This is a genomic window from Bacillus sp. FSL R5-0820, assembly GCF_038593385.1.
Classification (GTDB): Bacteria; Bacillota; Bacilli; order Bacillales; family Bacillaceae; genus Bacillus; species Bacillus altitudinis.
The window spans coordinates 1,336,543-1,362,019 of record NZ_CP151991.1; the positions used below are offsets into that span (position 1 = coordinate 1,336,543).

The window sequence follows — 25,477 nt, forward strand, 5'->3', positions numbered from 1 at the left end:
CAAAGAGAGAAGCAGGTGATGAAAATGGTCGATCCATTGGATATTTTAACGAATATTGAAGATGTTTTCCCGCACTATCAAGCGATCTTCAGTGCGGAGGAACAAAAAGTGATAGGCTATGAGATTCTTGGAAGAATGAAGCTTGAGTCGGGAACAGTTAGTCTAGGCTCCTTCTTTACGGATTCATCTATTCCTGACGAATATAAATTGGAAGTAGATCAAAAAGTATTAAGTCAAGCACTTGATCTCTTCACGACCGCAGATGAAGATTTGCTCATCTTTATTAATCATGATGCGAATGTCCTCATGCTCGATCATGGCGAAAGTTTTTTAGAACTTTTAAAAGATTATGAAGCAAGGGGTATTCAGCTTAGCCGGTTTGTCATTGAAATTACTGAACATACGTTTAGCGGCGACATTGAACAGCTTTACCATACGTTAACGTATTATCGTACATATGGGATCAAAATCGCCGTATCTAATATAGGGAAAGAAAGCAGCAATCTTGACCGGATTGCTCTGCTTTCACCTGATCTATTAAAAATAGATCTACAGGCTTTAAGGGCTTCGTCTCCATCTCCTTCCTATGAATATGTGTTATACAGCATTTCACTGCTTGCAAGAAAAATAGGAGCAGCTTTAATCTATGAAGACATTGAAGCGAATTTTCAGTTGCAGTATGCATGGAGAAATGGCGGTAGATATTTTCAAGGCTTCTACCTTCACGAGCCTGACGCACAATTAATTGACCGTAACAAACGAAAAGAACAGCTTAAAGAAGAATTTCAACAATTCATTGCCCATGAGAAAAAGAAACTCCAAGCTGTCTATGAACATTCTGAAACCTTTTATAAGCGAATACATCAAGCCGTCAGTACGTTAAAAAAATCATGCAGCACAAATGATGAACTTATACAAAAACTGGCACATGAACTAACCGATTGCAGCTTTCGCATTTATATGTGTAATGAAGAAGGGTTTCAAATCACTGGGAATGTGTTTAAGAAAGAGAAAGAATGGCTGTTTCAGCCAGAGTATATAGAGAAAAACTGGAGCTGGCGCCCTTATTTTCTAGCAAATATTCTTCAAATGAGAATTAGCGGAAAAGGATTTTTCAGCGATATCTACAGTGATTTAGAAACTGGAGAACGAATACGTACGTTTTCTTATCCGTTAGAGGGAGATGTGTATTTGTTTGTAGATCTTCCGTATGCTTATCTATATGAGCAGGAAGGATTAATTTAAAAGCAGCCGTCGTGGCTGTTTTTTTATTAGAAAAAAGATAGAAAAAATGGTTGACAATGAAACTGATAATCATTATCATTTAGTTATAGAGAGAAGCTACTCTCTGTTCCCCAACCCCTCTATCAGATCAAGATCCAAAAAACTTGGCGCTACCCCCGCCAAGTTTTTTTTGTGCGCCAATCATTCCCTTCATGCATAGGACATCCCAATTCATCCATACACCTTAAATGATGATAGTTAGACAGTAGGAGGGAAAAGTCATGATCAAACGTGACAAGCGGCTGCTGATTGATTTACCAATGCCAGATCACCCAGATGCAAATGGTGCAGCGGCTGTGCAAGAATTACTCGGCGGAAAATTTGGTGAAATGTCCACATTAAATAACTACATGTTTCAATCGTTTAACTTTAGAGGGAAACGAAAGCTCAAACCATTTTATGATCTTGTATCAAGTATTACAGCTGAAGAATTCGGTCATGTAGAGCTTGTGACAACTGCAGTCAATCTCATGATTACGGGAACCACTCATGGGGGCGATCCAGATACGACCCCGATGAAAGCGGCTGTTGATAAACGAAATACGCAGCATTTTATCCAAACGGCACAAACAGGCTATCCGTTTGACTCCATGGCAAAGCCGTGGACAGGTGAGAATGTGTTCTCAAGTGGTAATCTGATTCTGGATCTTCTTCATAACTTCTTCCTAGAGTGCGGAGCTCGTACGCATAAAATGCGCGTATATGAAATGACGGATCACCCTACGGCAAGAGAAATGATCGGTTATTTACTTGTCAGAGGCGGCGTACATGTTGTGGCGTATGCAAAAGCCCTTGAGGTAGCGACAGGGGTAGATGTTGGGAAGATGCTGCCAATTCCAAATCTCGACAATAAATACTTTGACTCTGCAAGAAAGTTTGAAGATCAGAATATTCATACAAAACTGTATACATTTAGTGATACGGATTATAAGGATATCAATCAAATTTGGAAAGGAAACCATCCGATTGATGGAAAGCCGCTGACAGTTATTGAGGGCACGCCAAAAGGTGCACCCGTGCCAGATTATAGAGATTTGCCGGAAGAGTTTGCTCCAGGTATTTCAAAAGAAGATTTTGACGAAATTGCGAAACGCCTGATGAGATCGGCCGGTTTATAAAAAACAAGATGCATGAGATAAGAAAAAAGACTCAAAATAAAAAAACAGATTCTTTTTCTTTTTTTGAATTCAAGAGGAAAAATATCATCTGAGAACACTTTATGGTATGATGCTTTGTAGGACTTGTGTATAATCAATACGGGTTCATCTTGAGTTGTTTTTTTGAAAGGAGTCTTTTTTTAGAATGTCACAATTAATGGGTATCATTACAAGGCTGCAAAGTCTTCAAGAGACAGCAGAAGCTGCAAACGAGCCGGCACAGCGTTATTTCGAAGTGAACGGTGAGAAAATCTGTAGTGTTAAGTATTTCGAAAAGAATCAAACGTTTGAATTGACTGTTTTTCAACAAGGGGATAAGCCAAACACTTTCCCATTTGACAACATTGATATGATTTCGATTGAGATTTTTGAGCTTCTACAATCCTAAGCTGAATCGTATGAAATGTTTTTTCTAAGAATTCCTTCGTTGATTGCGGAAGCATACACTTCATAAGTGATGAACAAATGGAAGATGATCATTCAGTGCAATATTCGGATAAGAGACCATTAAAAAGGAGTTCCTTTCTGTGAGTGATTCTTTTTTCTTTAATCTCTCTGAAGAGCATTTAGCGTTTTCTGATGTTGTCATGAGAATGAAAGACTTTATTCAAAAAGACCCGAGATCTGTTTATGTACTATCAATTGGTACGGACTCTCAGGTCAATCAGAATGTCACAACATTTATGACTGCCATTCATCTTCACCGGATCGGCAAAGGAGCTTGGGGCTGTCTCACGCAACAAGTGTTGAATCGGCCTGTACAAAGTCTTAGAGAAAAAATTTCATTAGAGACAGCGTTTAGCCAAAAGGTATGTGCAGACATCCTTGAGGGACCTTTAACAGAACTGATGGATTTGCTTCTTCCGTTTGCTGAGGAAGGGGCAGACCTTCGTTTTGAAGTCCATCTAGATATTGGCAAAAAAGGAAGTACAAAAGAGCTGATCCAGGAAATGACCGGAATGATCACAGCCATGGGAATTGAAGCAAAAATAAAACCCGACTCATACGCAGCATTTTGCTACGCCAATCGATACACAAAATAAATTCCGTCATTTTTCTCCAAACGTTGTCGAAACGTGCGGTTGACGATTCGATTCTAGTTCCTTATTCTAGCTGTATAGAGAGGAAGCAGACATTCAAACGCCTGCTAATCAATATAAAAGCATATATGAAACAGGGGGCCTGATGTTGAATGAGCGTCATCGAAAATCGTTTTAATGAAGAAGAGAAAAAGCTATTATTAAACGTATTACTGAATCAGGAATATGCTGTCGAATTACTAAGCAGTGAGATCAATGATATAGAATGTGGAACAAAAAATGTCGACGACAATACGTATAAGAAATTGATCACATTGTATGACAGAGTAAGGTTTGAGAATTAATATCGATTGAACATTCTATTAGATACTCTACGCTGAGTATCTTTTTTATGCAGAAAAAAATCTTTCGACAAAATTCGTTTTAGTTTATGCTTAATGTTAAAGGGGAATGTATGATTGATGATTGAGAGAAAAGGGGTCGAAGAAACATGATAGAGATAGAACCGGCTCAATTACTTGAGTCAACAGTAGCTGAGCATATGATTGATGCAGATAAAGTGGCACACGTTCAAATTGGAAATAATCTTGAACACGCCCTATTGGTCCTGACAAAAACAGGATATACAGCCATACCTGTTCTGGATGCTTCTTATCACCTTCATGGGTTAATTGGAACAAATATGATTATGGATAAAATCTTTGGCTTAGAACGAATTGAATTTGAAAAGCTCGACCAATTGAAGGTAGAAGAGGTCATGCTATCAGATATTCCAAGACTGAAAACGACCGATCCTGTTTTAAAAGGCGTTCACGCTGTGACGAATAATGGATTTGTTTGTGTGGAAAATGAAGAGCAAGTATTCGAAGGGATTTTCACTCGGCGTGTTGTATTAAAGCGCTTAAATGAAGTCATTCATTCCGCAAAAAAATGAGCTGCAGCCCAGCTTATTTTTTTTGCCTTCATTAGCTATTATTTATATAATGACTATATAAAATAAGAAAAACTTATCGAGAGAAGGAGGGCGCCCATGCAGCTTCAAGAGTTACATATGCTTGTTGTACTTAGTGAGGAATTGAATATGAGAAAGGCTTCAGAGCGGCTCTTTGTCTCTCAGCCTGCCTTATCTCAAAGGCTGCAAACGATTGAAAAAGAGTGGGGAACCAAAATCTTTTTTCGTTCACAAAAAGGCTTGACAGTCACTTCAGCTGGCGAACAGATTATTCAATTCGCCAAAGAGGTCACGACTGAGCAGGATCGAGTGCGAGAGAGAATTGACGAGCTTGAAGGAGACATTCACGGTACACTCAAGCTTGCAGTTGCGTCCATTATTGGTCAGCACTGGCTGCCAAAGGTGTTGAAGCGGTATGTCGAGAAATACCCAAATGCCAAAGTATCTCTTGTGACAGGCTGGAGCAGTGAGATGCTTAAAAGTCTGTATGAAGACCATGTCCACATCGGCATCATTCGCGGGAATCCTGATTGGAAGGGCACAAAGGAATACTTAATGACCGATCATTTATATTTAGTCGATTCTGTCATCAAGGACGTGGATGAGTTAATTGAGACAGAACGCCCGTTTATTCAATTTAAAAGTGATAGCACCTATTATCAAGAAATTCAGCACTGGTGGCATCAAAAGTTTAAAGTGTCGCCAAAACAGACGATTCTTGTGGACCAGATTGAGACATGTAAACAAATGGCCTATCACGGTATCGGCTACGCCATTTTGCCTTCGGTCACCCTATATGATCATGAGAAAAGCGTACACAAAACCCCGCTCGTAGACGCAAATGGAGAGCAAATCGGACGTGACACGTGGCTGTTAGGATATGAAGCCTCTTTTCAGTTAAAACAAGTTCAAGCATTTGTTGGTGTGGTGAAAGAAATGCTTGAAAGTGAGGCAGTGTAAGTACTTCTGGAAGAGGAGGTGCTTTTTTAGGATAAGTAGTTTGATTAGGTTTCTAATAGATTTACTTGTTTCATACTGAAAAAGAAGAAAGCTGGAAGAAATGATGAGAAATCAACGAAAAAAGAAGATGGATATACCGAAATGGGGAACTTATTTACGCGAGAGATGGCGTGGACGTTTTGCAAGTCATCTTTCTTTAGAAGAACAAAAAGAGATTGGGATGGATGGTTTCCTATGGCACTTATGTAGCTGGGGAAAAGTTGAATGCCTTGAAAAAGAGGCAGCGATAAACGCCTTTCATCAGCAATCAAAGCATACATGTACTCTTTTTTATCAATTTACTCAAGAAGCGTATCTGTTTGAAAACGCCGCTGACCTGTCAGTGAAGGAATTGCCATATACAGACGGACACATGGACTATAGCGATCTGTATGTCATGGATTGGGAAGAAAATTGGACATTTGTGATGACGCACGAAACCGATTGCGGTCCATATTTTATTCAGAAATAAAAAAAGAGTACATCACAAAGAGATAGAGTGATGATCAATTAAAGCCGCCTTCCAATTGGAATGAGCGGTTTTTTGATGTACGTCATGTGTATTTTGAACAGCACCTTTTCATAAAACATTTGACAATGAAAATCATTATCATTTAAAGTGTACATATAATAATTGAAAATGATTATCATTTAGATGAGGTGACCAATAGATGAAAGCACTAATTGCATTTGCGAGTATGTCTGGCAATACGGAAGATATGGCAGCGATCTTAAAACAAACGCTTGAAGGAAAAGGGATAGAGACAGAGATGATGGAATTTGACGACACAAGTGCAGAAGATCTTTCTTCATACGATTATGTCATGATCGGCTCTTACACATGGGGTGACGGTGATTTACCTTATGAAGCTGAAGATTTTTATGAAGAGGTCTCATCCCTTGAACTTTCTCACATCAAAGCGGCGGTATTTGGATCAGGCGATTACAGTTATCCGAAGTTTTGCGAGGCTGTTCATACCTTTCATGACATGCTGAAATCGACAGGTGCATCCGTATTTCCTGAAACATTGAAAATGGAACTTGCGCCAGATACAGATGAAGATGTGGCGTGCTGTGAGGAGTTTGCAACGAGCTTTTTAACGTGGGCATCATTGTCTGAGAAAAGAGTTGAAAATCATGTTTCATAAAGGTGCGACAGCTGTTGCTGCGTCTAAAAGTGGCGGCTACTTTGTTGCTGTCAAACGAGAAGGTATTTTTCATTACAGTGTGGAGGGCGGATGGCAGCAGCTTTTTAAGCTTAAGCATAAAATCCACGCTATCAGTTATATTGGTCCGTATTTGTTCGGTGTTGGTGAAAATGGAACTGTCATACGATCAGGAGATGAGGGCCACACGTGGGCGCTATCATCTTTTCCGACAAATGCAGTTGTTTGGTCTATTACAGGACGCAAAGATGGGTTTGTATGCGCACATGGAAAGCATAGTATTTATGTGTCAACCGATTTCGGAATTTCCTGGGAAATTATGAAGCCATTTGCTCATGTAAATCAGCCCCCTGTGATTCGCTCATTATGTGTAGCCGGTGATTATCTTTATATTGGAACACAGATTCATGAGGTGCATGGAGGAATATGGGTGTATGACTTGCAAAGTGAACAGATTTTTCTCCTAAACAGAGAAGAGCACCGAATGACTGCTTCTATGTTGCTTTGCGGGGAACACCTCCTTGTCTGTGCGATGGGCTCTAAAAAAGGGAAAAGAGGATCTGTTCAAATTTTAGACTTACATACAAATATGCTGCATGATATTCAATCACAAGCTTTTGCGCGAGAGGAATCATTTTTGGATGTGTCAGAGGATAACGGCATTGTGTACGTGACCACCTCACAGGACGAGCATGGATTTTCTAAGGTGTATCAGCTTGATATAGAGCAAAAAGAGCTCAAGTGGTTTGATACGATCAAAGGGCATGGTTTTCGTGTCGCCAATCAAAAGGAGAATTTTTTCTGTGCGGGTTTATATGAAAGTAAGTTTGTCAGGCCTTATGAGGAACCTGCACTGATTCATTAATAAGGAGGAAGAAAAAGTGACGAAAAAAGTTTTATTGGTGTATGCCACAATGTCAGGAAATACAGAAGCAATGGCTGATTTAATCGAAAAAGGGTTAAAGGAAGCTGGGGCTAGCGTGGACCGGCATGAAGCGATGGATATTGATGCTGAACTTCTTCATGATTACTCGCACATTCTGTTAGGTGCATATACTTGGGGAGATGGTGATCTTCCAGATGATTTTATTGATCTATATGAGGAAATGGAAGAGCTTGATTTGACGGGTAAAGCATTTGCTGTATTCGGTTCTGGAGATACATCTTATGAACATTTTTGTGGAGCTGTGGATTTAATTGAAGAAAAAGTGAAGGAGCTGGGCGGTGATATCGTCCTGCCATCCATCAAAATTGAGCTGAATCCAGAAGGAAACGAGGAAGAGGAATTGATTTCTTTTGGTAGACAATTTGTTCATCTTCACCAGCAAGAAGCGGGATAAAGAGGCCCGCTTGTTTTATTTGCCAAGGCGCAGACGATTCTTTCACTTGTCATTAAAACTCTCCTTTGGTACAGTAATGAAGTATAAATTAAGAGGAGGACATACATACATGAAACAAATGGACGCTAATGAAATTATTTCATTTATTCAAAATAGTACAAAATCAACACCTGTGAAAGTCTACATTAAAGGGGACTTAGAAGGTATTGAATTTGGTGAACATGCAAAAACATTTATCACAGGTAACACTGGTGTTGTCTTCGGTGAGTGGAGCGAAATTCAAGAAGCTCTAGCATCAAACAAAGACAAAATTGAAGATGTTGTCGTGGAAAATGACCGTCGTAACTCTGCGATTCCTATGTTGGATTTGAAAAACATCAAAGCACGTATTGAGCCAGGTGCAATCATTCGTGATCAAGTGGAAATTGGCGATAATGCAGTCATCATGATGGGTGCTTCTATTAATATCGGTTCAGTCATCGGTGAAGGTACGATGATTGATATGAACGTTGTTCTTGGCGGCCGTGCGACAGTAGGTAAGAACTGTCATATCGGTGCGGGATCTGTTCTTGCAGGTGTCATTGAGCCGCCTTCTGCTAAGCCAGTTGTAGTAGAAGATGATGTTGTCATTGGTGCAAACGCTGTTGTTTTAGAAGGTGTGACAATTGGGAAAGGTGCGGTTGTAGCAGCTGGAGCGATCGTTGTGAACGATGTCGAGCCTTACACGGTTGTAGCAGGTACACCTGCAAAGAAAATTAAAGACATTGATGAAAAAACAAAAGGTAAAACTGAAATCAAACAAGAACTGCGTCAGCTTTAATTGACACAATTCGCAGCTGAAGACATAGACGTGGATGATATATCCACGTCTTATTCGTATAGAGGAAAGGAAGCGAGTTCACTTGTTAAATCGTGAGCAACTAATATCCATTCGAAGAGATTTGCACCAAATTCCTGAGCTTGGTTTTAAGGAATTTAAAACACAAGCTTACCTCATCAAGCATCTCGAATCGTACCCAACAGATCGAATCGAGATGGAAACATGGCGGACTGGACTTTTTGTGAAAGTAAAAGGGACAAATCCTGCGCGTGTCTTTGCGTATCGTGCAGATATGGACGGATTATCTATCCCTGAAGAAACGGGCTACCCATTTCAATCGGTACATGAAGGCTACATGCATGCATGTGGACATGATCTTCATATGACCATTGCTCTTGGTATCATTGATCATTTCGTGCATCAGCCAATCAAAGAAGATCTGCTATTTATTTTCCAACCGGCAGAAGAAGGGCCAGGCGGAGCTGAACCAATGCTTACAAGTGATGTTCTAAAAAAGTGGACGCCAGACTTTATTACAGCGCTGCATATTGCACCTGAATATCCAGTCGGCACGATTGCAACAAAGCCGGGCCTATTATTTGCTAATACGAGTGAGCTTGTGATCGATCTTGAAGGAAAAGGCGGGCATGCCGCATACCCTCATTTAGCAAATGATATGGTGGTGGCTGCAAGTGCACTAGTAGGGCAGCTGCAATCGGTGATTTCACGAAATGTGGACCCTCTTGATAGTGCCGTCATTACAGTTGGCACGATTACAGGTGGCACTGCTCAAAATATCATTGCGCAGCATGCAAAGCTTGATGGAACCATTCGCACGCTCTCGCCAGAGTCTATGGAAAAGGTGAGAAAACGAATTGAAGCACTTGCAAAGGGAATTGAAATTGGCTATGAATGCAAGGTGACAGTTCGATACCCTTCATCTTATTACGAAGTGGACAATTCAAAGGATTTGACAGAAGAATTTATGTCATATGTAGCTGAAGAAGGTCTTGCGAACGTCATTGAATGCAGAGAAGCGATGACAGGAGAAGATTTCGGCTACATGCTGAAAAAATACCCTGGGTTCATGTTTTGGCTAGGGGTAGATTCAGAATATGGTCTGCACCATGCAAAACTCACGCCTGACGAAAATGCGATTGAAACAGCTGTGAACGTCATGACGGCTTATTTTAAAAAGCAAGCAGGTGAATGAATAATCAAATGGTCTCCTGTACACCTTATGAACAGGAGGTGTTCTTGATTATGACAAGAATTGGTGTAGAACCATCTTTATCCGATGTAGAAGAGCTTTTGAAGCAAAAAGGGTATGATGTCGTACGTATTCAAAATGAACAGCAAATGGATCAGTGTGACTGCTATGTGGTCACAGGACTAGATTCAAATGTTCTTGGCATTTCAGACACAACGACAAAGGCATCTGTCATTACAGCGTCAGGTATGACGGCTGATGAAATTTGTCAAGAAGTAGAACAGCGTGTTCAATAAAACTAACAAAAAAGAACCAGGATATTATGATCCTGGTTCTTTTTGCTCTTTGGCTAGATCGAGTGCTTCTTTCATTTTTTTGCGTAGAATTCGTTCGACACGCCACTGCTCCATCGTTTCAGTTTTTGCAATGATACGAAGGACGAGGGATGAGGAGCCAAATGATTCCACTCCAACGACTTGAGGACCTTCAATGATTTGCGGCATGCTCTCACGAACTTCATCACAGGCTGCTTGCAAAGTGGTGATCATCTGATCCACATTTTCATCTGGGGATAATTCGATATCAACGAGTGCCTGCATCGTCCCTCGTGAATGATTGCTTACATTCAGTATACTTCGGTTCGGAATGAAATGAAGAGTGCCATCAAAGCTTCGAAGCTGTGTTGTTCTCAGTCCAATTTGTTCAACGATCCCATCGAAACCAGCAACCGTTATATACTCGCCGACATCAAATTGTTTTTCCAGCAGTATGAAGAAGCCTGTCACAATATCACTCACCAATCCCTGAGCGCCAAATCCAATGGCAAGTCCTACAACACCTGCGCCAGCCAGCAAGGCGGTTGGGTTATAATGAAATAAGTCGAGGATCATCACAACTAGAATAAAAATCAGCAAGTAGGCGAAAATATTTAAGGTAAGACTTTGCAGCGTTTGAGCTCGTGATAAAGAGACATCGTGCTTCTCAGAGAATGCTGAATAGGCACGCTTAATCATCTTATTTCCAATCGCTCTGATGATAAAATAAATCACAAAAATAGCAATGAGTTTTAGCAAAATCATACTGATATTCATGATGATGGAAACCCAATCTACTTGTTCAAGTGCTTTCATGATCTTCAAAACCTTTCTATGTATGTGCGAAATGAGAAGCTAATCATTTGTTCCCTTAAGCAAGTCATGTTAAACTTTTAATAGTTGGAGCGAGAGATTGTGACAAATCGTTAATTAAATTTATTATTAATTAATATTGACTAAAAATCGCTTAAGTATTATAATTATATTTGTGAAGTTATTAACTAAATGAGAATTCAACCTGTTGATTCTCATTTTATATACAGCTAAGAAGTCTGTATAAAGATATTATTTTTGGAGGGATTTACATATGGCAGAGCGTTTTGTAGGAAAACAAGCTCCACGTTTTGAAATGGAAGCAGTATTTGCTAATAAGGAATTTGGTAAAGTGAGTTTAGAGGAAAACATCAAGAATGACAAATGGACAGTTCTTTTCTTCTATCCAATGGATTTCACTTTTGTTTGTCCAACTGAAATTACAGCAATGAGCGATCGTTATGATGAGTTTGAAGATTTAGATGCAGAAATCATTGGTGTATCTACTGATACAATCCATACGCATCTTGCTTGGATCAACACAGATCGTAAAGACAATGGTCTTGGTGAATTAAAATATCCACTAGCTGCTGACACAAACCACACAGTATCTAGAGAATACGGTGTTTTAATTGAAGAAGAAGGAATTGCACTTCGTGGTCTATTCATCATTAATCCAGAAGGCGAACTTCAATATCAAACAGTATTCCACAACAATATCGGTCGTGATGTAGATGAGACACTACGTGTTCTTCAAGCATTACAAACTGGTGGACTTTGCCCAGCGAACTGGAAACCTGGTCAAAAAACACTTTAATTGATAGTTGAAGAAACAGTCTAACGGGTGTTAGACCTTCAGATTGTTGACAAAGGGCTAAAATGAACTTGATTTTAGCCCTTTGTCTTCTTTTCAGCGTGATAAAAAACCTTTGAAGTCTAGGAAGAACGAGTACTGGCGCGAAGCGAATGTGACATTCCGTGAGCACCAGCACGCAGGACCGAAAAAGAATGCGAGGGTTTGTCTACATGCTGGGGTCTAACTGATGTTAGACTTTTTTGTTTCGAGACATACAATGGATGGAGGCGCTTCAAAATGAAATTACGTCAACCAATGCCAGAACTAACTGGTGCAAAAGAATGGTTAAATGGAGAAGTAACAAGAGAAGAATTAATTGGTGATAAACCAACATTGATCCACTTCTGGTCAGTTAGCTGTCACCTTTGTAAAGAGGCGATGCCGCAAGTGAACCAATTCCGTGATGAATACAAAGATCAACTAAACGTGATCGCAGTTCACATGCCACGTTCAGAGGATGACCTTGATCTAGAAAAAATCAAAGAGGTTGCAAATGAGCATGAAATCACTCAGCCAATCTTTGTAGACAGCGACCATAAATTAACAGAAGCATTTGAGAACGAATATGTACCAGCTTACTATGTATTCGATAAAACAGGTGCTTTACGCCACTTCCAAGCTGGCGGAAGCGGTATGAAAATGCTTGAAAAACGTGTCAATCGAGTTCTTTCTGAGTCTGAAAAGGCTGCAGAATAGGCTTTCCCCCCATGAATGGGGGTTTTTTCATGGGGAAAAATAGGAGACATATTGCACTGGATGAATATGATTGTAGGTGGAATGCCTAAGAAAAGAGAAAATGAGGGATTTCATTAAAAAAATTTCCTAAAATAAAAAGGTATTATGACCTATTTACATTTTTATTTTGAAATGAAAATGTAAAGATTTTAACTTTTTACTATTCAGAACGTTTTTGCACAAAAGAAATTTCAGTTTGGTAAATAACTATATAAATCAAGTAGTATAAGCATTTATTCAAAATTTTTACAATATTTTAAAGGTGGTCAAAAGCCTATAGTGGCAATGAAATGGGTGCCGATTTTTCTTCTTTGGCAAAATTTTAGTTGGAAATACCTATCTGATAGCAAACTGTAAAATGATAAAAAAATAGTTGATAAAATTAGTTTTCTAATCTAATATTTACTATAGAATATTTTTTATATGATGAGGGGGAAATCCATTGTTTAATGAGAGGGAAGCGTTACGTTTACGATTGGAACAATTAAATGAAGCAGAAGTAAAGGTCATCCGTGAATATCAAATTGAACGAGATGCGATTTACGCAAAACTAAGAGAATTAGACCGTCAAGGTACAGGTCTCGTCACAGATACAAAAAAAGAAGTACGTACAGAGAGAAAAACAGATTCACTGCCTGTATTAGCTGAGCTGGCTGCACAAGAAATGAGAAGCTACAATCAGCCTGCGCAAACGCAGTCAAACGTTACATCATCTTTAGGAACAGGTCAGCTAAATGGTGCACCTGTAGGTATTCCTGAAGGATCTACAAGACGCAGAAGAGGCACAGCTAGACCTGGATCAAAGGCAGCTAAGCTTCGTGAAGCTGCAATCAAAACATTAAAGCGTCATAATGCGGCGATTAAAAGCTCTGAACTTCAAAAAGAGATTGAAAAAGAGAGCGGTCTTGAAATTCCAAATATGACAACGTTTATGCAAAGCTTAATTAAAATGTACCCAGAAGTGAAGAAACCTTATCGCGGACAGTATATTTTAGAAGGCGACATTCAAACAGAAGACGAATAAATAAAAAAGAAACTGCTGGGCGTAAATGCCAGCAGTTTTTTCTTGCGTACGTGATGAATGAATCACTTTTTTTGATCAACTGTATAGACAATCTTTCGTTCTTTGGGCATGTTGTCGCGCTGTTTTTTAAATCCATCGATCTTCACTGTCATGACCTCTCCACTCCGCTGCACCGCATCAACTTTTGCCTGGAGCGTTTCTACTTGTTCGTTTAGTTTCTTCAAAATCGGTCCTATTTCTTCGGTTGTTTGTAAAATAGGGTCTTGTGAGAACGGCTCGGCATTTGTTTGGGCTGACTGGTCGATATCAGCAAAATGAGAAGCGATCCATTCCTCGCTTTCGGCCAACTGTTTTTGGTAGCTCGTGAGCGTTTCATAAAAAATGGCTTCTTTTGCTTTTTCGATTTGCAGTAATTTTTCTTGTGTTTCATAAAAACGCTCCTGTAGATGCCGGACGCCTTCTTGTAATAAATGAAGCTCTGCGTTTTTATCGCCTAGAGTTTGCTGCAGTTTTTCAATCACAGCGGATAAAGTATTTCCTTTTTTCTCCTCTTTTGCAAGCTGTTTATCTTGGTCTAGTAATCGCTCCTGTAGTTGCTGAGACATTTCCTTATATTTTACAACCTTCAAATGCAATCGGTGCTTTTCCTCTGTTTCTTTTCGTCTATGATAGGTTTCCTTTTGCAGCATTTCATGAAGAAGGACGATTTTATGTAATAATTCCGATTTGCTATAAGAGAGATCTTGTATTTTAGATGATGCTTCGTCTTGGTCAATGGTCATTTCATCCAATTGTTGTTTTAATTGAGTGAAATCCTTTTTCATCTCATGATATTCTTGAGATAGCTTCTTGTTTTTAGCATAGGTATACGTGGACTGTAAATCTGAAATCATCTGTTGATATTTGGCCGTTTCAGCTTTTAAAAATAGATTTTCTTGAGACAGATCATGGAATAGGGGAGAAGCATGGCGCCGGTTCATAGGTAGACCCTCCTTATTCATGTTATCAATAAAGTATGCGAAATGAGTGCGATTAGAACAACCATATCAAAGGGGATGAGATGATGAGAATAGTGAATGTGATACTAGCCGGAGGTGCTTCTAGGCGTTTTGGAGAGCCAAAGGCAAGTCATGTCTATCAGGGGAAACCACTATATGAACATGTGAAAGAGCAACTTTTGAAAGGGGAAACCATCATCATCAGTCACCCGAAGCTTCTGCCTTTTTTCAAAGCAAGAGGGGAACAAGCTGTTTGGTTAGATGATGAACAGGTGCGTGGGTATGGCCCGCTTGCAGGCATATATACCGCTATGCAAAAGCAAGAAGCAGAGTGGTATTTAGTGACGGCATGTGATATGCCATTCATACGAAAAGAGACAGCCGTCGCTTTATCTTCTTATTGCCATGAGCATGTAGATGCTGTGGTCCCGATGGTGCAGGAAAGATTACAGCCGTTATTTGCGCTTTATCACCGCCGCAGTCTTCCGTTTATTTCTGCGTGCTTAAAAGAGAATCAATTAGCTATCAAAGATTTATTACAAAAACTTCACGTCCAGGTTGTTCCAGCCGACGAACTGAACGTGGCACCAAATGAATTTCACAATATCAATAAAAGAAGCGATTTACCTGAAAACGGTATGATATGATACATAAAAACGAGAAGGAGAGAACAATATTGAACGAGCGATATTCAAGGCAAATCTTGTTCCCTCCGGTAGGCGAAAAAGGGCAGTCTGCGCTTGCCGAAAGTCATGTCCTTATTGTTGGAGCTGGTGCACTTGGAACAGCATCTGCTGAAGGGCTTGTCCGATCTGGAATTGGTACTTTGACGATTGTAGATCGTGATTATGTCGAATTCTCAAATTTACAGCGGCAGCAGCTGTACACTGAACACGATGCAAAGATGCATGTGCCAAAAGCGGCAGCGGCGAAAAAACGTCTCCAAGAGATCAACCATGAAGTGACCATACACGCCATTATTGAAGATGCAGGAGTAGAGCTGTTAAGACCTTTATTCCGAAAAGCAAATATCGTCATTGATGCGACTGATAATTTTGAGACAAGAATGGTGATGAATGACTTATCCTTAGAAACAAATACGCCTTGGATTTACGGTGCCTGTGTGAGCAGTCAGGGAATGTATATGACCATTTTGCCGGGCAAAACACCTTGCTTATCATGTGTGTTTACCTCAGTGCCTGTTGGGGGTTTGACATGTGATACAGCTGGTATTATTTCTCCTGCTGTCCAAATGGTGTCGGCTTATCAGCAAACAGAGGCATTAAAATATTTAACAGGGCATGAAGAGCAAATGGAGCGAAAGTTTGTCACGTTTGATTTGTGGCAGTCGTCTTTGTTTAAAATGGATGTATCTCGTACGAAGCAGGAAAGCTGTCCATCTTGCGGCACAAATAGAACGTATCCATATTTACAGGAACAGCGCAAAAAAACAGCGGTTCTTTGCGGGCGTGACACCATTCAGATCATATCGAAGGATTTAGAAAACCTTTCATTTCAGCATGTAAAAGAGCGTCTGTCCTCTATTTGTGAGGTGGAAGTGAACGATTTTTTAATTCATATACGCTATGAAAGACACCGTATCGTTTGTTTTAAAGGAGGACGTGTATTAATCCATGGGACAAATGATGAAAGAGTAGCCAATTCATTACTAGCAAGACTGCTAGGCATATAGGAGTGAGAAGTGATGGAAAGACGACAGCCAATTCCAGTAGAAGAGGCAGTAAAGAAAGTCCACCAATTTCAAAAACATGGACAAGTCGAATGGGTTCCTTTAAAGAACAGCCTTGGAAGATGGATTGCAGAGGATATTTTAGCAGATCACGATGTTCCTGCCTTTGATCGTTCTCCGTATGATGGTTTTGCACTTCGAGCAGAAGATACAAAGGAAGCATCGAGCGAGCATCCGATTGAATTTGAGGTCATTGATCATATAGGGGCAGGTATTGTTTCTGCAAAAACGATCGGTCCTTTTCAAGCGATTCGCATCATGACAGGAGCGAAGATTCCAAAAGGAGCAAATGTTGTGATCATGCTCGAATTGACGAAAACGTTTGAAAAAGACGGTAAATCAATGATGTCACTTAAAAGACGGCTGAAAAAGGGGGACAATATTTCTCGGCAAGGAGAAGAGACCCTCAAAGGGAACGTCATGATCAAAAAAGGCTCAAAAGTTACCCCAGGCGTGACGGCGATATTGGCAACGTTCGGGTATGCGGTTGTGCCAGTCGTCAAAAAACCGGTGATCGGTATCATCTCAACAGGTACCGAGCTCCTACAAGTAAGTGATGCCATGGTGGACGGTAAAATTAGAAATAGTAACCTAAGCATGGTATACGCTCAGGTTCTTGAAGCTGGAGGAGAACCGCTTGATTTAGGCGGTGTATCCGATGATTTTGATCAAAGCTATGAAGCCGTAAAAGCAGCCTTAAGCAAAGTTGATATGCTCATCACAACAGGTGGTGTATCGGTAGGTGATTTTGACTTTTTACCTGCTATTTATGAAAAACTAGGTGCAGAGGTGTTGTTTAATAAAGTCGCCATGAGACCTGGAAGTGTGACGACCGTTGCTGCGTTGTCAAATGGTCAATTGCTTTATGGGCTGTCAGGAAATCCGGCTGCCTGTTTTGTTGGCTTTGAACTATTTGTCAAACCGATCATTTATAAATGGTGTTTGAAAGAAAATCCATTTCCCGTTTTTGCTGAGGCGAAGCTGACACATGATTTTCCAAAAGCCAATCCATTCACACGATTTGTTAGAGCATCACTTGATTTCGCTGGCAGCCAGCTGAGTGTGACGCCAACCGGTCTTGATAAATCTAGTGCGGTGACATCTATTGCTCATGCTGATTGTTTCATTGTTTTGCCTGGAGGAACAAGAGGGTTTAGTGCAGGTGACCAGGTCAGCGTTCTGCTATTTCACCACGAAGGCGGTGCTCCATGTTGGATGACAAATTAAACATTCTACAAGTCGTGGGCTATCAAAATAGTGGTAAAACGACGCTGATCGAAAAATTATGTCAGCTGGCGGATGAAGAAGAAATGCAGCTAGGCTGCTTTAAACATCATGGACATGGCGGAAAACCAGACCGTCTGTCCAAACAAAAAGATACGGATCGATATGTTCAAGCGGGTGCATTTGCCGCAGGTGTGGAGGGAGAAGGTGAATGTCACTTTTTCATACGGCACATGACATTCACACAACTAATCAACATGTGTCAGCATCTTCCTTTAGATGCCGTCTTGATCGAAGGATACAAACAGGCGCCTTACCGCAAAATCCTGTGTGTCAAAGACGAACAGGAACTCATTGATCTTTCGACGCTTTCTCATATACAAGCAGCCATTTATTTCAATAAAGAAATACAATTCTCTGAGAAATACCCGTTTCCTGTGTTTTCAGCATTTGACAAGCGCGGGATCACATTTGCTTTTAATTTATTGAAGGGGGAAGCGTCTTATGAATGAACTTTTTAAGATCACAAAAGAGCCAATTGATGTGAATGAATTGATTCAGCATGTCACAAGACGCAAAGCGGGAGCCATTACGACATTCATAGGCACGGTAAGAGAATGGACAAATGGCAAAAAAACGCTGCGTTTAACATATGAAGCATACATACCAATGGCGGAAAATATGTTGAGTCAAATTGGACAAGAAATTAAAAAACGCTGGCCTGATACAGAAGCTGCCATTGTGCATCGTATTGGCATTCTTGAGATATGTGACATTGCAGTGGCAATAGCTGTTTCATCACCTCATCGGAAAGCTGCATACGAAGCCAATGAATATGCGATTGAACGAATAAAGGAAATAGTTCCTATTTGGAAAAAGGAATACTGGGAAGATGGAGAGGCTTGGATAGGTGATCAGCTTGAAACCGTTTCTTACCCTGAAGGAAAACCTAGTACTCTCCAACTTAACGAGAAAGAAGGGAAGCGGCATGATTAGCGTATTATTGTTCGCCGGCCTTGCTGAGAAGGCCGGTAAACAACAAATCATCATTCAAAAAGATCAAACAACGGTTGATGAGATTAAAATAGAATTACAGGAGGTATATGGTGTTGATACTGCACAAAACGTGATGGTTGCAGTCAACGAAATATATACGAGGGGAAATGCTGAAGTGCGTAGCGGGGACACTGTTGCACTCATTCCTCCTGTAAGTGGTGGATAATAGATATTAGAGGATTTGGTTATGGCCAGCGGCTGTAACCAATTTTTTTATGTGTGAAAAGATTGTAGAGGTACTTGGGTATGATCTTCGTAAATAAAACATCCCCGGCGTGCTTTAGAAATGTGAGGATCGAGCTGTTGAATGAGATCATACAATTCGCTGATTCGTCTCACATTGAAATCTGTTTGAGCTTGAAGCTGTTCTTTTAGTTCTTTTGTGCTCACGATGCTTCCCTTTTTTTCTTTAATAATATCTACACACCTTGCTGCGTAGTATATTTTGTCATTAGAAGGTCTGCTCTCTTTCATATCAAGTAATTTAAGCTCATGATAAATCAGTTCTCTTTCCTTTCGAAAGTATTGCCATGCTTCTTGTTCCTTTTCATAAAGTAAAATCAATTGCATTTTCAATTTTTCTCTTAACATTCACTTGACTCCATTTCCACTATCATTTAACCTACCTCTATTTTACATTATATGAAAAAATAACATTTGATCAAGTAAAATCCTTTTATTTTTATTTTTTTAATATGAAAGTATTGATACTAAAGGCTTATCTGTTCTATAAAAGGCGCTAAACATAGTCCTATAAAGCCGGGATTCATTGAAATTACTAGGAATATTTTAACAAAAAATTGTTGTGTCTAAATGAGACCATCTGAATCCAAAGGAAAAGGATATTTATTCCGAAAGACATGTTGTTTACTTCATAAACTGTTTTTCAGTCAGTAAAATCATGATTTTTTCATATGAATATGGTCGGATCAAGGTATCATTTGAAGGATGTCGTTCATGAAAATAGAATAATAGATTCAATCCTATCACTATGAAAATAAGAAAATCAAATGATCTATCACTTATTGGCAATCTTTTGATAAAATAGAAACAACAAGAGTATGAAAAAACGATTCCATACTTACAGCACATGGAGAGGATGACATTTGATGAAAGAAACAACGCAAAAACCCACAATAATAGGCGTAAGCACAAGACCATCAGAGCATTTAAAAAGAGTGTGGGAGCAGCCATTCGTTTGGTGGCCTTTATCATGTGTGCTTGTATTAACAGTTGTTGTCACTTATTTGTCTCAGCTAGTGAATGAAGGATTGTGGGCAGATTTAATTTTACCAATCCCTTTCGTTTATGTGATCACGCTCATTGGTCTGGTCATTGGGATTGTCATTAATACTGCCGTATACAAGTTCATCGTCTTTTTAGCAAAAGGTGATGCAACATTTCATCAGCTGTTTTCAGGTGTACTGTATATCACACCTATTACGATCATTGGTACGATTATTTCTCATTTGGCGATCATTTTTTTTCATGTGCCAAAAGATATCACGGTTACCTCATTAAACGCATTCATTCGAATGTCTGGTCCATGGCATGCCGTGTTAGCCAATATCGATCTTTTTGTGATCTGGAATCTTGTTTTAACAGGCTTTTTATTGATCAAAGTCGGCCGCATTTCGCCAAGAATATCTTGGATTATTGTGAGTGTCTTTTTTGTATTATCTTTAATTTTTCAATATGTAGGAACTACGATCACCATCAACATGCAGTAAGCTGGGGGTAGAATGTTTTTATGAGAAAGAAAATCATTATCGGATCCATTATCATTATTGTGATTGGTCTATTCATTGGATTTAATATTGCAAAAAACCAATCAAAGCCTGCCTCTACGGCATCATTTAAAACAATTCAACTTGCATCAAAAGAAATAACTTCTACGGTGATGACGCCTGGAACACTTTCATTCTCGGAGGAGCAATTCATTTATACAGAAGAGGAGAAGGGAAGCCTGAATCATATCGCTGTGAAAGAAGGAGAAAAGGTGAAAGTTGGAACACCGCTCCTTACATATGAAAATAAGGAACTGGAGCTTGAAGAACAGCAGCAAGCACTTGCGGCTGAATCAAGTACATTAAAGCTTGAACAATTACAAAGTAGACTCAATACATTAGATGAAAATCAGGGGAAAAAGGCGGGCTCTGATTCGAAAAACGAGCGAGATCAGCTTGAACTCGAACTCAAAGCTGCTGAATTAGAGCAAAAACAAGCGGAGCTTAACCAAGAAAAAGTAAAGGCACAAATAGAAAATTTAACGATACATAGCAAAATTGAAGGAACAGTCATCTCCATCGAGCAAGATGCTGGCGCAGGGAAGCTAGAAGAGAGGCAGCCGGTGATCCATATTGGCAATGAGAAAAAAATGATCGTACGAGGCTTAATCACTGAGTATGACGCTATGAAAGTCAAAAAGAAACAAAAAGTAAAGGTAACGTCTGATGTCATTCGCGGAAAGAGCTGGCAAGGAGTGGTGAAAAAAGTGGGCACTGTGCCTGCCCAGTCAACAGCAGAAACAGCTGCTAGTGATCAAACCGTACAATATCCAGTCGAAATTGAAATAAAAGGGAAAAAGCCGGATGCAAAACCAGGCTTTAAAATGATCATGGAAATTGAAACGGACAAGCGTCAAGTGCTCACAATTCCTGAAACAGCCGTGAAAAAAGAGAAAGATGGATCATACGTTTATGTTGTTGAAAAGAATGCACTGAAGAAAGTAAAAGTGACATTAGGTGAAACGTCAGGTCAAGATCTTGAAGTGACGAAAGGTTTAACAAAAGAAGATCAAATCATTGCAGAGCCATCAGATGATATGTATGACGGAATGGAAGTGAATGCTGAATGATTCAGCTTTCAAACGTGACAAAAAGCTACGAAGTCGCTGAGGAGACATTTGATGTATTAAGTGATGTGAACCTCGTCATTGGTAAAGGCGAGTATATGTCCATTATGGGCCCGTCCGGTTCTGGAAAATCAACGTTAATGAATATCATTGGCTGTTTGGACCACCCGACCTCCGGACAGTACCATTTTCAAGGTATGGAGCTGTCGGCAGCAAAGGATCAAGAACTCGCAGTGATTCGAAATCGATCCATTGGTTTTGTTTTTCAACAATTTTATTTACTGCCTAGATTAAATGCGAGGCGAAATGTTGAACTTCCGATGATTTACGCTGGTATCAGTCAAAAGGAAAGAAAAGAACGTGCGGAAATGGCACTTGAAAAGGTTGGTTTGGCAGATCGAATGAAGCATATGCCAAACGAGTTGTCAGGGGGTCAAAAGCAAAGAGTAGCCATCGCACGAGCGATTGTCAATGAGCCGAAGCTCATCTTGGCAGATGAACCAACAGGCGCTCTTGATTCAAAAACGAGCGGCTCGATTATGGAACAGTTTACAAAGCTCAATGAGGAAGGAACAACGGTTGTGCTCGTTACTCATGAAGAAGAAATAGCTGCGTATACAAACCGGATAGTCGTTGTAAGAGATGGACGCCTCGTTCAAGATAGATTGATACAAGGAGACGCAATGAATGAAACTCTTTGAAAATATCAAAATAGCGCTGAATTCTGTCCTAGCTCATAAATTGCGGTCTATTTTAACAATGCTTGGCATTATTATTGGGGTTGGATCAGTGATTGCAGTCGTTGCCATCGGTCAAGGCGGAGAGCAAATGCTGAAAGAATCAATTTCAGGGCCAAACAATACCATTGATATGACCTATACACCCTCTGATGAGGAGTTAAATGCGAATCCTAATGCGTTATTTGAAGCCACATTTACTGAAGAAGACATTCAAAGTGTTCAAGCATTGAATGGGGTTAAACAGGTTGCCTCCTCCACTGCACAAGGCATGCAATTAAGATTCCAAGATACAACAATAGATGCAACGGTCAATGGGATTAATGAAGGCTACACGAATGTACATTCTTTACATATAGCAGAAGGACAGGACTTACGTGAAATCGATTTTAGGAGCGGAAGAAGGGCAGCTGTTATTTCAGAAGGGATACAAAAAGAATTGTTTAATGGAGAGAAGGCAGTAGGCGAGTTGATTTGGATGAATGGACAGCCGGTTGAGGTGATCGGAGTTTTAGCAAAACAGGAAGGTCTGTTCTCATTTGATATGAATGAAATATATGTCCCTTTTGCAATGCTGACAACTGCATTTGGTGTGAAAGAATATGATAAGTTGTCTATTCAAGTCGCACATGCTGATCAAATGAAAGAAGTGGGAAAGAGTGCGGCTGCACGCTTAAATGAAAATCACCATACAGACGATGCTTACGAAATGATCAATCTGGAAGAGATTGCAGCAGGCATTGGTCAAATTACGTCTGTCATGACAACAATCATTGGCTCAATTGCTGGAATCTCATTACTTGTTGGCGGCATTGGTGTCATGAATATTATGCTCGTATCTGTCACAGAAAGAACAAGAGAAATCGGAATTCGAAAGGCACTTGGGGCAACTAGGGCTCAAATACTCGTTCAGTTTTTAATTGAGTCTGTCGTCCTTACACTGATCGGTGGGTTACTTGGAATTGCGCTTGGCTTCGGAGGTGCTTCACTTGTGTCACTGTTTGCAGGGTGGCCTTCTCTTGTATCGTGGCAAATCGTATGTGGAGGCGTCCTATTTAGTATGCTCATTGGTATTATTTTTGGACTGATTCCTGCCAATAAAGCAGCGAGGCTCGATCCGATTGAATCACTTAGATATGAATAATCCTAAAGTTAACTTTCAAAGTGCTGACAAGAAGGTAGAACGAGATATATTGCCTGCTGCTCCACACCTGAAGCTTTTATGCAAAACGCATAAAGGCTTTTTTTCGTTCAATTGAATGAAATGAAAAATGATAGAAATGCTAATATCATGACTTTCTTCTCAATGTCACATATTTTTCAGTTTACAAATGGTACATATAAAGGTAAGATGACCATTGTGAAAGATTTTGATAGTTATTGAATGTATTTGATTGTTTTGTATTGATAATGTTGAAAAAAGCGATTACAATAAAGGTGCGCGCAAAATGAATACGTTTTCAAAAGGGGGTGTTTTCAATGCTCACACCAGAAAGACATCAACTCATTATCGACTATTTAGAAGAAAACGATGTCATCAAAATACAGGACTTAACGATTATGACGGATGCGTCTGAATCTACAATTAGAAGAGATTTATCAGCCCTCGAAGAAAAAGGCTTTCTTAAAAGAGTTCACGGAGGAGCTGCTAAAATATCTAGTATTCGTCTTGAACCAGATGTGTTTGAGAAATCTGCCAAAAACCTTCATGAAAAGTCATTGATTGCAGAGGCAGCTGCATCAATTTTAAAACAAGGCGATTGTATTTACTTAGATGCTGGTACGACAACACAGCAAATGATTGACTTTATCGATCCAGATCAAGATATCGTGGTGGTGACAAATGGTGTCATGCACATTGAAGCACTCATGAGAAAAGGCATTTCTTTTTACCTGATAGGCGGATCAGTGAAACATCGAACAGGAGCCATGGTGGGAGCCGCAGCTTTGACAGCTATGGAAAATTACCGTTTTGACAAAAGCTTTGTTGGGACGAACGGCATTCATCCCGAGGCAGGGTTTACAACACCTGATCCAGAAGAAGCACTCATTAAAAAAAGAGCTATGAAGCAGGCGAAAAAAACCTACATCTTAACAGATGCCTCAAAGTTTGGCGAAATATCGTTTTCAGCCTTTGCTAGTTTACAGGAAGCCACCATTATCACAAACGACGCAAAAGAGGATTCATTCGATAATTACCATGAAAAAACGGTTATAAAGGTAGTGAAAACATGATTTATACAGTTACTTTAAACCCATCAGTTGATTACATCGTACACGTGGAGGATTTTGCGGTCGGCGGTTTAAATCGTTCAACCTATGACAAAAAATATCCAGGTGGTAAAGGAATCAATGTCTCAAGGCTTTTAAAACGGCACGGTGTTGAATCAAAAGCACTTGGATTCATTGGCGGTTTTACAGGCAAATATATTCAAGACTTTTTACAAAACGAACAATTACAAACAGCCTTTCATGAGGTGTCAGAAGATACACGTATCAATGTGAAACTAAAAACAGGCGAAGAAACAGAAATCAACGGGCTCGGTCCAAGTATTACTGAAGCACAGTTCGATTCGTTTTTATCCCAATTCACTTCATTAACAGAAGGCGATGTCGTTGTATTAGCGGGTAGCATTCCTTCTTCACTGCCTCATAACACATATGAGCGCATTGCTGAGGTATGTGCGAAGCAAGGGGTAAGAGTAGTACTTGATATTTCTGGAGAAGCCTTAAAAAAAGCAGCAGATCTGAAACCATTCTTAATGAAACCAAACCATCATGAGTTAGGTGAAATGTTTGAAACCAGTATTTCATCTGCAGAAGAAGCCATTCCTTATGGGAAAAAACTGTTGGAACAAGGTGCTGAACATGTCATTGTATCTATGGCTGGAGACGGCGCTCTCTTATTCAGTAAGGAAGGGATCTTTCAATCTAATGTTCCAAAAGGCAAGCTGATCAACTCAGTTGGTGCAGGGGATTCAGTCGTTGCAGGATTCTTAGCTGGCGTTTCTAAAGGCCTTTCCATAGAAGAATCATTTAAGCTTGGCGTCACATCAGGAAGTGCTACAGCATTTTCTGAGGAACTTGGAACAAAAGAGCTTGTCGATACATTATTGCCACAAGTAAAAGTCACACGCATTTAAAGGAG

Annotated in this window: 32 protein-coding genes; 29 read left to right on the forward strand and 3 right to left on the reverse strand. The window is 39.9% G+C overall.

What is annotated here, in order from left to right; genetic code table 11:
- Nucleotides 1-24 precede the first annotated feature (24 nt).
- The 14 genes from NST15_RS06810 to NST15_RS06875 all read left to right on the forward strand — a co-directional run bounded on the left by NST15_RS06810 (nt 25) and on the right by NST15_RS06875 (nt 10,264).
- Entirely contained in the window at nt 25-1,245 is a 1,221-nt protein-coding gene (locus NST15_RS06810; RefSeq protein ID WP_058213872.1) for an EAL-associated domain-containing protein, read from the forward strand.
- A 260-nt stretch (nt 1,246-1,505) separates the two neighbouring features.
- Nucleotides 1,506-2,402, forward strand: coding sequence for a manganese catalase family protein (locus NST15_RS06815; protein ID WP_019743902.1), 897 nt, complete (start codon nt 1,506-1,508; stop codon nt 2,400-2,402).
- Between the two features lie 184 nt (nt 2,403-2,586).
- Nucleotides 2,587-2,829, forward strand: coding sequence for a DUF1797 family protein (locus tag NST15_RS06820; RefSeq protein ID WP_003212254.1), 243 nt, complete (start codon nt 2,587-2,589; stop codon nt 2,827-2,829).
- 139 nt (nt 2,830-2,968) lie between these two features.
- Nucleotides 2,969-3,484 carry a ribonuclease H-like YkuK family protein gene (locus NST15_RS06825; protein WP_008348001.1) on the forward strand — a complete coding sequence of 172 codons (516 nt, stop codon included), beginning with the start codon at nt 2,969-2,971 and terminating at the stop codon, nt 3,482-3,484.
- A 149-nt stretch (nt 3,485-3,633) separates the two neighbouring features.
- Entirely contained in the window at nt 3,634-3,825 is a 192-nt protein-coding gene (gene abbA / locus NST15_RS06830) for an antirepressor AbbA (RefSeq protein ID WP_008347999.1), read from the forward strand.
- A gap of 146 nt (nt 3,826-3,971) precedes the next feature.
- Nucleotides 3,972-4,415, forward strand: coding sequence for a cyclic-di-AMP-binding protein CbpB (cbpB, locus tag NST15_RS06835; protein WP_007498671.1), 444 nt, complete (start codon nt 3,972-3,974; stop codon nt 4,413-4,415).
- Nucleotides 4,416-4,511: 96 nt separating this feature from the next.
- Complete coding sequence (locus NST15_RS06840) at nt 4,512-5,393, forward strand: LysR family transcriptional regulator (RefSeq protein ID WP_007498669.1); 882 nt, start codon at nt 4,512-4,514, stop codon at nt 5,391-5,393.
- Nucleotides 5,394-5,496: 103 nt separating this feature from the next.
- Nucleotides 5,497-5,904, forward strand: a complete 408-nt coding sequence (locus NST15_RS06845; protein ID WP_060832293.1) for a DUF4275 family protein — start codon at nt 5,497-5,499, stop codon at nt 5,902-5,904.
- Nucleotides 5,905-6,103: 199 nt separating this feature from the next.
- Entirely contained in the window at nt 6,104-6,580 is a 477-nt protein-coding gene (locus tag NST15_RS06850) for a flavodoxin (RefSeq protein ID WP_017367153.1), read from the forward strand.
- Nucleotides 6,570-7,463: a hypothetical protein gene (locus tag NST15_RS06855; protein ID WP_008347991.1), complete on the forward strand. Its 894-nt coding sequence runs from the start codon at nt 6,570-6,572 to the stop codon at nt 7,461-7,463. Before NST15_RS06850 ends, NST15_RS06855 begins: the two co-directional genes overlap by 11 nt.
- Nucleotides 7,464-7,479: 16 nt before the next feature.
- Nucleotides 7,480-7,938: a flavodoxin gene (locus NST15_RS06860; RefSeq protein WP_008347989.1), complete on the forward strand. Its 459-nt coding sequence runs from the start codon at nt 7,480-7,482 to the stop codon at nt 7,936-7,938.
- Nucleotides 7,939-8,047: 109 nt separating this feature from the next.
- Complete coding sequence (dapD, locus tag NST15_RS06865) at nt 8,048-8,758, forward strand: 2,3,4,5-tetrahydropyridine-2,6-dicarboxylate N-acetyltransferase (RefSeq protein ID WP_008347987.1); 711 nt, start codon at nt 8,048-8,050, stop codon at nt 8,756-8,758.
- A gap of 34 nt (nt 8,759-8,792) precedes the next feature.
- Nucleotides 8,793-9,971, forward strand: coding sequence for an N-acetyldiaminopimelate deacetylase (locus tag NST15_RS06870; protein ID WP_060832294.1), 1,179 nt, complete (start codon nt 8,793-8,795; stop codon nt 9,969-9,971).
- A gap of 50 nt (nt 9,972-10,021) precedes the next feature.
- The gene (locus tag NST15_RS06875) at nt 10,022-10,264 is read left to right on the forward strand and encodes a YkuS family protein (RefSeq protein ID WP_003211408.1); all 243 of its coding nucleotides are present in this window, start codon (nt 10,022-10,024) and stop codon (nt 10,262-10,264) included.
- Nucleotides 10,265-10,288: 24 nt separating this feature from the next.
- Here the strand turns inward: NST15_RS06875 and NST15_RS06880 are convergent, their stop codons facing one another.
- A complete protein-coding gene (locus NST15_RS06880; protein ID WP_008347975.1) occupies nt 10,289-11,098 on the reverse strand; it encodes a mechanosensitive ion channel family protein in 810 nt (269 codons plus the stop codon).
- 271 nt (nt 11,099-11,369) lie between these two features.
- Between NST15_RS06880 and ahpA the strand changes: the two genes are divergently transcribed.
- The 3 genes from ahpA to NST15_RS06895 all read left to right on the forward strand — a co-directional run bounded on the left by ahpA (nt 11,370) and on the right by NST15_RS06895 (nt 13,710).
- A complete protein-coding gene (gene ahpA, locus NST15_RS06885; protein WP_342498961.1) occupies nt 11,370-11,912 on the forward strand; it encodes a biofilm-specific peroxidase AhpA in 543 nt (180 codons plus the stop codon).
- A 276-nt stretch (nt 11,913-12,188) separates the two neighbouring features.
- A complete protein-coding gene (locus tag NST15_RS06890; RefSeq protein WP_008345174.1) occupies nt 12,189-12,647 on the forward strand; it encodes a TlpA disulfide reductase family protein in 459 nt (152 codons plus the stop codon).
- 481 nt (nt 12,648-13,128) lie between these two features.
- Entirely contained in the window at nt 13,129-13,710 is a 582-nt protein-coding gene (locus NST15_RS06895) for a hypothetical protein (protein ID WP_007498648.1), read from the forward strand.
- A 62-nt stretch (nt 13,711-13,772) separates the two neighbouring features.
- Here NST15_RS06895 and NST15_RS06900 read toward each other — a convergent pair whose 3' ends face one another.
- Nucleotides 13,773-14,690: a hypothetical protein gene (locus NST15_RS06900; RefSeq protein ID WP_008345172.1), complete on the reverse strand. Its 918-nt coding sequence runs from the start codon at nt 14,688-14,690 to the stop codon at nt 13,773-13,775.
- 83 nt (nt 14,691-14,773) lie between these two features.
- Between NST15_RS06900 and NST15_RS06905 the strand changes: the two genes are divergently transcribed.
- The 6 genes from NST15_RS06905 to moaD are packed head-to-tail and all read left to right on the forward strand — an operon-like array spanning nt 14,774 to nt 18,904.
- Nucleotides 14,774-15,355, forward strand: coding sequence for a molybdenum cofactor guanylyltransferase (locus NST15_RS06905; RefSeq protein ID WP_019743805.1), 582 nt, complete (start codon nt 14,774-14,776; stop codon nt 15,353-15,355).
- A 29-nt stretch (nt 15,356-15,384) separates the two neighbouring features.
- Nucleotides 15,385-16,401, forward strand: coding sequence for a MoeB/ThiF family adenylyltransferase (locus NST15_RS06910; RefSeq protein WP_342498962.1), 1,017 nt, complete (start codon nt 15,385-15,387; stop codon nt 16,399-16,401).
- A gap of 9 nt (nt 16,402-16,410) precedes the next feature.
- Nucleotides 16,411-17,685 carry a gephyrin-like molybdotransferase Glp gene (glp, locus tag NST15_RS06915; protein WP_048001602.1) on the forward strand — a complete coding sequence of 425 codons (1,275 nt, stop codon included), beginning with the start codon at nt 16,411-16,413 and terminating at the stop codon, nt 17,683-17,685.
- The gene (gene mobB, locus NST15_RS06920) at nt 17,667-18,194 is read left to right on the forward strand and encodes a molybdopterin-guanine dinucleotide biosynthesis protein B (RefSeq protein WP_342498963.1); all 528 of its coding nucleotides are present in this window, start codon (nt 17,667-17,669) and stop codon (nt 18,192-18,194) included. The genes glp and mobB overlap by 19 nt, the downstream gene beginning before the upstream one ends.
- Nucleotides 18,187-18,678, forward strand: coding sequence for a molybdenum cofactor biosynthesis protein MoaE (locus NST15_RS06925; protein ID WP_074042053.1), 492 nt, complete (start codon nt 18,187-18,189; stop codon nt 18,676-18,678). Before mobB ends, NST15_RS06925 begins: the two co-directional genes overlap by 8 nt.
- Entirely contained in the window at nt 18,671-18,904 is a 234-nt protein-coding gene (gene moaD, locus NST15_RS06930; RefSeq protein ID WP_008345159.1) for a molybdopterin converting factor subunit 1, read from the forward strand. The genes NST15_RS06925 and moaD overlap by 8 nt, the downstream gene beginning before the upstream one ends.
- A gap of 47 nt (nt 18,905-18,951) precedes the next feature.
- Here the strand turns inward: moaD and NST15_RS06935 are convergent, their stop codons facing one another.
- The gene (locus NST15_RS06935) at nt 18,952-19,329 is read right to left on the reverse strand and encodes a hypothetical protein (RefSeq protein ID WP_008345156.1); all 378 of its coding nucleotides are present in this window, start codon (nt 19,327-19,329) and stop codon (nt 18,952-18,954) included.
- Between the two features lie 518 nt (nt 19,330-19,847).
- Between NST15_RS06935 and NST15_RS06940 the strand changes: the two genes are divergently transcribed.
- From NST15_RS06940 to pfkB, 6 genes are all read left to right on the forward strand, one after another.
- Nucleotides 19,848-20,468, forward strand: coding sequence for a YIP1 family protein (locus tag NST15_RS06940; protein WP_074042052.1), 621 nt, complete (start codon nt 19,848-19,850; stop codon nt 20,466-20,468).
- A gap of 20 nt (nt 20,469-20,488) precedes the next feature.
- Entirely contained in the window at nt 20,489-21,595 is a 1,107-nt protein-coding gene (locus NST15_RS06945) for an efflux RND transporter periplasmic adaptor subunit (RefSeq protein ID WP_213406595.1), read from the forward strand.
- The gene (locus tag NST15_RS06950; RefSeq protein WP_007498627.1) at nt 21,592-22,293 is read left to right on the forward strand and encodes an ABC transporter ATP-binding protein; all 702 of its coding nucleotides are present in this window, start codon (nt 21,592-21,594) and stop codon (nt 22,291-22,293) included. Before NST15_RS06945 ends, NST15_RS06950 begins: the two co-directional genes overlap by 4 nt.
- Nucleotides 22,280-23,473, forward strand: coding sequence for an ABC transporter permease (locus tag NST15_RS06955; RefSeq protein WP_041092427.1), 1,194 nt, complete (start codon nt 22,280-22,282; stop codon nt 23,471-23,473). The genes NST15_RS06950 and NST15_RS06955 overlap by 14 nt, the downstream gene beginning before the upstream one ends.
- Nucleotides 23,474-23,808: 335 nt before the next feature.
- The gene (locus tag NST15_RS06960; protein ID WP_065460290.1) at nt 23,809-24,564 is read left to right on the forward strand and encodes a DeoR/GlpR family DNA-binding transcription regulator; all 756 of its coding nucleotides are present in this window, start codon (nt 23,809-23,811) and stop codon (nt 24,562-24,564) included.
- Nucleotides 24,561-25,472, forward strand: a complete 912-nt coding sequence (gene pfkB, locus NST15_RS06965) for a 1-phosphofructokinase (RefSeq protein WP_017359406.1) — start codon at nt 24,561-24,563, stop codon at nt 25,470-25,472. The genes NST15_RS06960 and pfkB overlap by 4 nt, the downstream gene beginning before the upstream one ends.
- The last annotated feature ends 5 nt before the right edge of the window (nt 25,473-25,477 follow it).

Bases quoted from the DNA above. Each gene is read 5' to 3' on its own strand.
- NST15_RS06810 (WP_058213872.1), top strand. From the start codon at position 25: ATGGTCGATCCATTGGATATTTTAACGAATATTGAAGATGTTTTCCCG.
- NST15_RS06815 (WP_019743902.1), top strand. From the start codon at position 1,506: ATGATCAAACGTGACAAGCGGCTGCTGATTGATTTACCAATGCCAGAT.
- NST15_RS06820 (WP_003212254.1), top strand. From the start codon at position 2,587: ATGTCACAATTAATGGGTATCATTACAAGGCTGCAAAGTCTTCAAGAG.
- abbA (WP_008347999.1), top strand. From the start codon at position 3,634: ATGAGCGTCATCGAAAATCGTTTTAATGAAGAAGAGAAAAAGCTATTA.
- cbpB (WP_007498671.1), top strand. From the start codon at position 3,972: ATGATAGAGATAGAACCGGCTCAATTACTTGAGTCAACAGTAGCTGAG.
- NST15_RS06840 (WP_007498669.1), top strand. From the start codon at position 4,512: ATGCAGCTTCAAGAGTTACATATGCTTGTTGTACTTAGTGAGGAATTG.
- NST15_RS06845 (WP_060832293.1), top strand. From the start codon at position 5,497: ATGAGAAATCAACGAAAAAAGAAGATGGATATACCGAAATGGGGAACT.
- NST15_RS06850 (WP_017367153.1), top strand. From the start codon at position 6,104: ATGAAAGCACTAATTGCATTTGCGAGTATGTCTGGCAATACGGAAGAT.
- NST15_RS06855 (WP_008347991.1), top strand. From the start codon at position 6,570: ATGTTTCATAAAGGTGCGACAGCTGTTGCTGCGTCTAAAAGTGGCGGC.
- dapD (WP_008347987.1), top strand. From the start codon at position 8,048: ATGAAACAAATGGACGCTAATGAAATTATTTCATTTATTCAAAATAGT.
- NST15_RS06870 (WP_060832294.1), top strand. From the start codon at position 8,793: ATGATATATCCACGTCTTATTCGTATAGAGGAAAGGAAGCGAGTTCAC.
- NST15_RS06875 (WP_003211408.1), top strand. From the start codon at position 10,022: ATGACAAGAATTGGTGTAGAACCATCTTTATCCGATGTAGAAGAGCTT.
- NST15_RS06880 (WP_008347975.1), bottom strand. From the start codon at position 11,098: ATGAAAGCACTTGAACAAGTAGATTGGGTTTCCATCATCATGAATATC.
- ahpA (WP_342498961.1), top strand. From the start codon at position 11,370: ATGGCAGAGCGTTTTGTAGGAAAACAAGCTCCACGTTTTGAAATGGAA.
- NST15_RS06890 (WP_008345174.1), top strand. From the start codon at position 12,189: ATGAAATTACGTCAACCAATGCCAGAACTAACTGGTGCAAAAGAATGG.
- NST15_RS06900 (WP_008345172.1), bottom strand. From the start codon at position 14,690: ATGAACCGGCGCCATGCTTCTCCCCTATTCCATGATCTGTCTCAAGAA.
- NST15_RS06905 (WP_019743805.1), top strand. From the start codon at position 14,774: ATGAGAATAGTGAATGTGATACTAGCCGGAGGTGCTTCTAGGCGTTTT.
- mobB (WP_342498963.1), top strand. From the start codon at position 17,667: ATGTTGGATGACAAATTAAACATTCTACAAGTCGTGGGCTATCAAAAT.
- NST15_RS06925 (WP_074042053.1), top strand. From the start codon at position 18,187: ATGAATGAACTTTTTAAGATCACAAAAGAGCCAATTGATGTGAATGAA.
- moaD (WP_008345159.1), top strand. From the start codon at position 18,671: ATGATTAGCGTATTATTGTTCGCCGGCCTTGCTGAGAAGGCCGGTAAA.
- NST15_RS06935 (WP_008345156.1), bottom strand. From the start codon at position 19,329: ATGTTAAGAGAAAAATTGAAAATGCAATTGATTTTACTTTATGAAAAG.
- NST15_RS06940 (WP_074042052.1), top strand. From the start codon at position 19,848: ATGAAAGAAACAACGCAAAAACCCACAATAATAGGCGTAAGCACAAGA.
- NST15_RS06945 (WP_213406595.1), top strand. From the start codon at position 20,489: ATGAGAAAGAAAATCATTATCGGATCCATTATCATTATTGTGATTGGT.
- NST15_RS06950 (WP_007498627.1), top strand. From the start codon at position 21,592: ATGATTCAGCTTTCAAACGTGACAAAAAGCTACGAAGTCGCTGAGGAG.
- NST15_RS06955 (WP_041092427.1), top strand. From the start codon at position 22,280: ATGAAACTCTTTGAAAATATCAAAATAGCGCTGAATTCTGTCCTAGCT.
- NST15_RS06960 (WP_065460290.1), top strand. From the start codon at position 23,809: ATGCTCACACCAGAAAGACATCAACTCATTATCGACTATTTAGAAGAA.
- pfkB (WP_017359406.1), top strand. From the start codon at position 24,561: ATGATTTATACAGTTACTTTAAACCCATCAGTTGATTACATCGTACAC.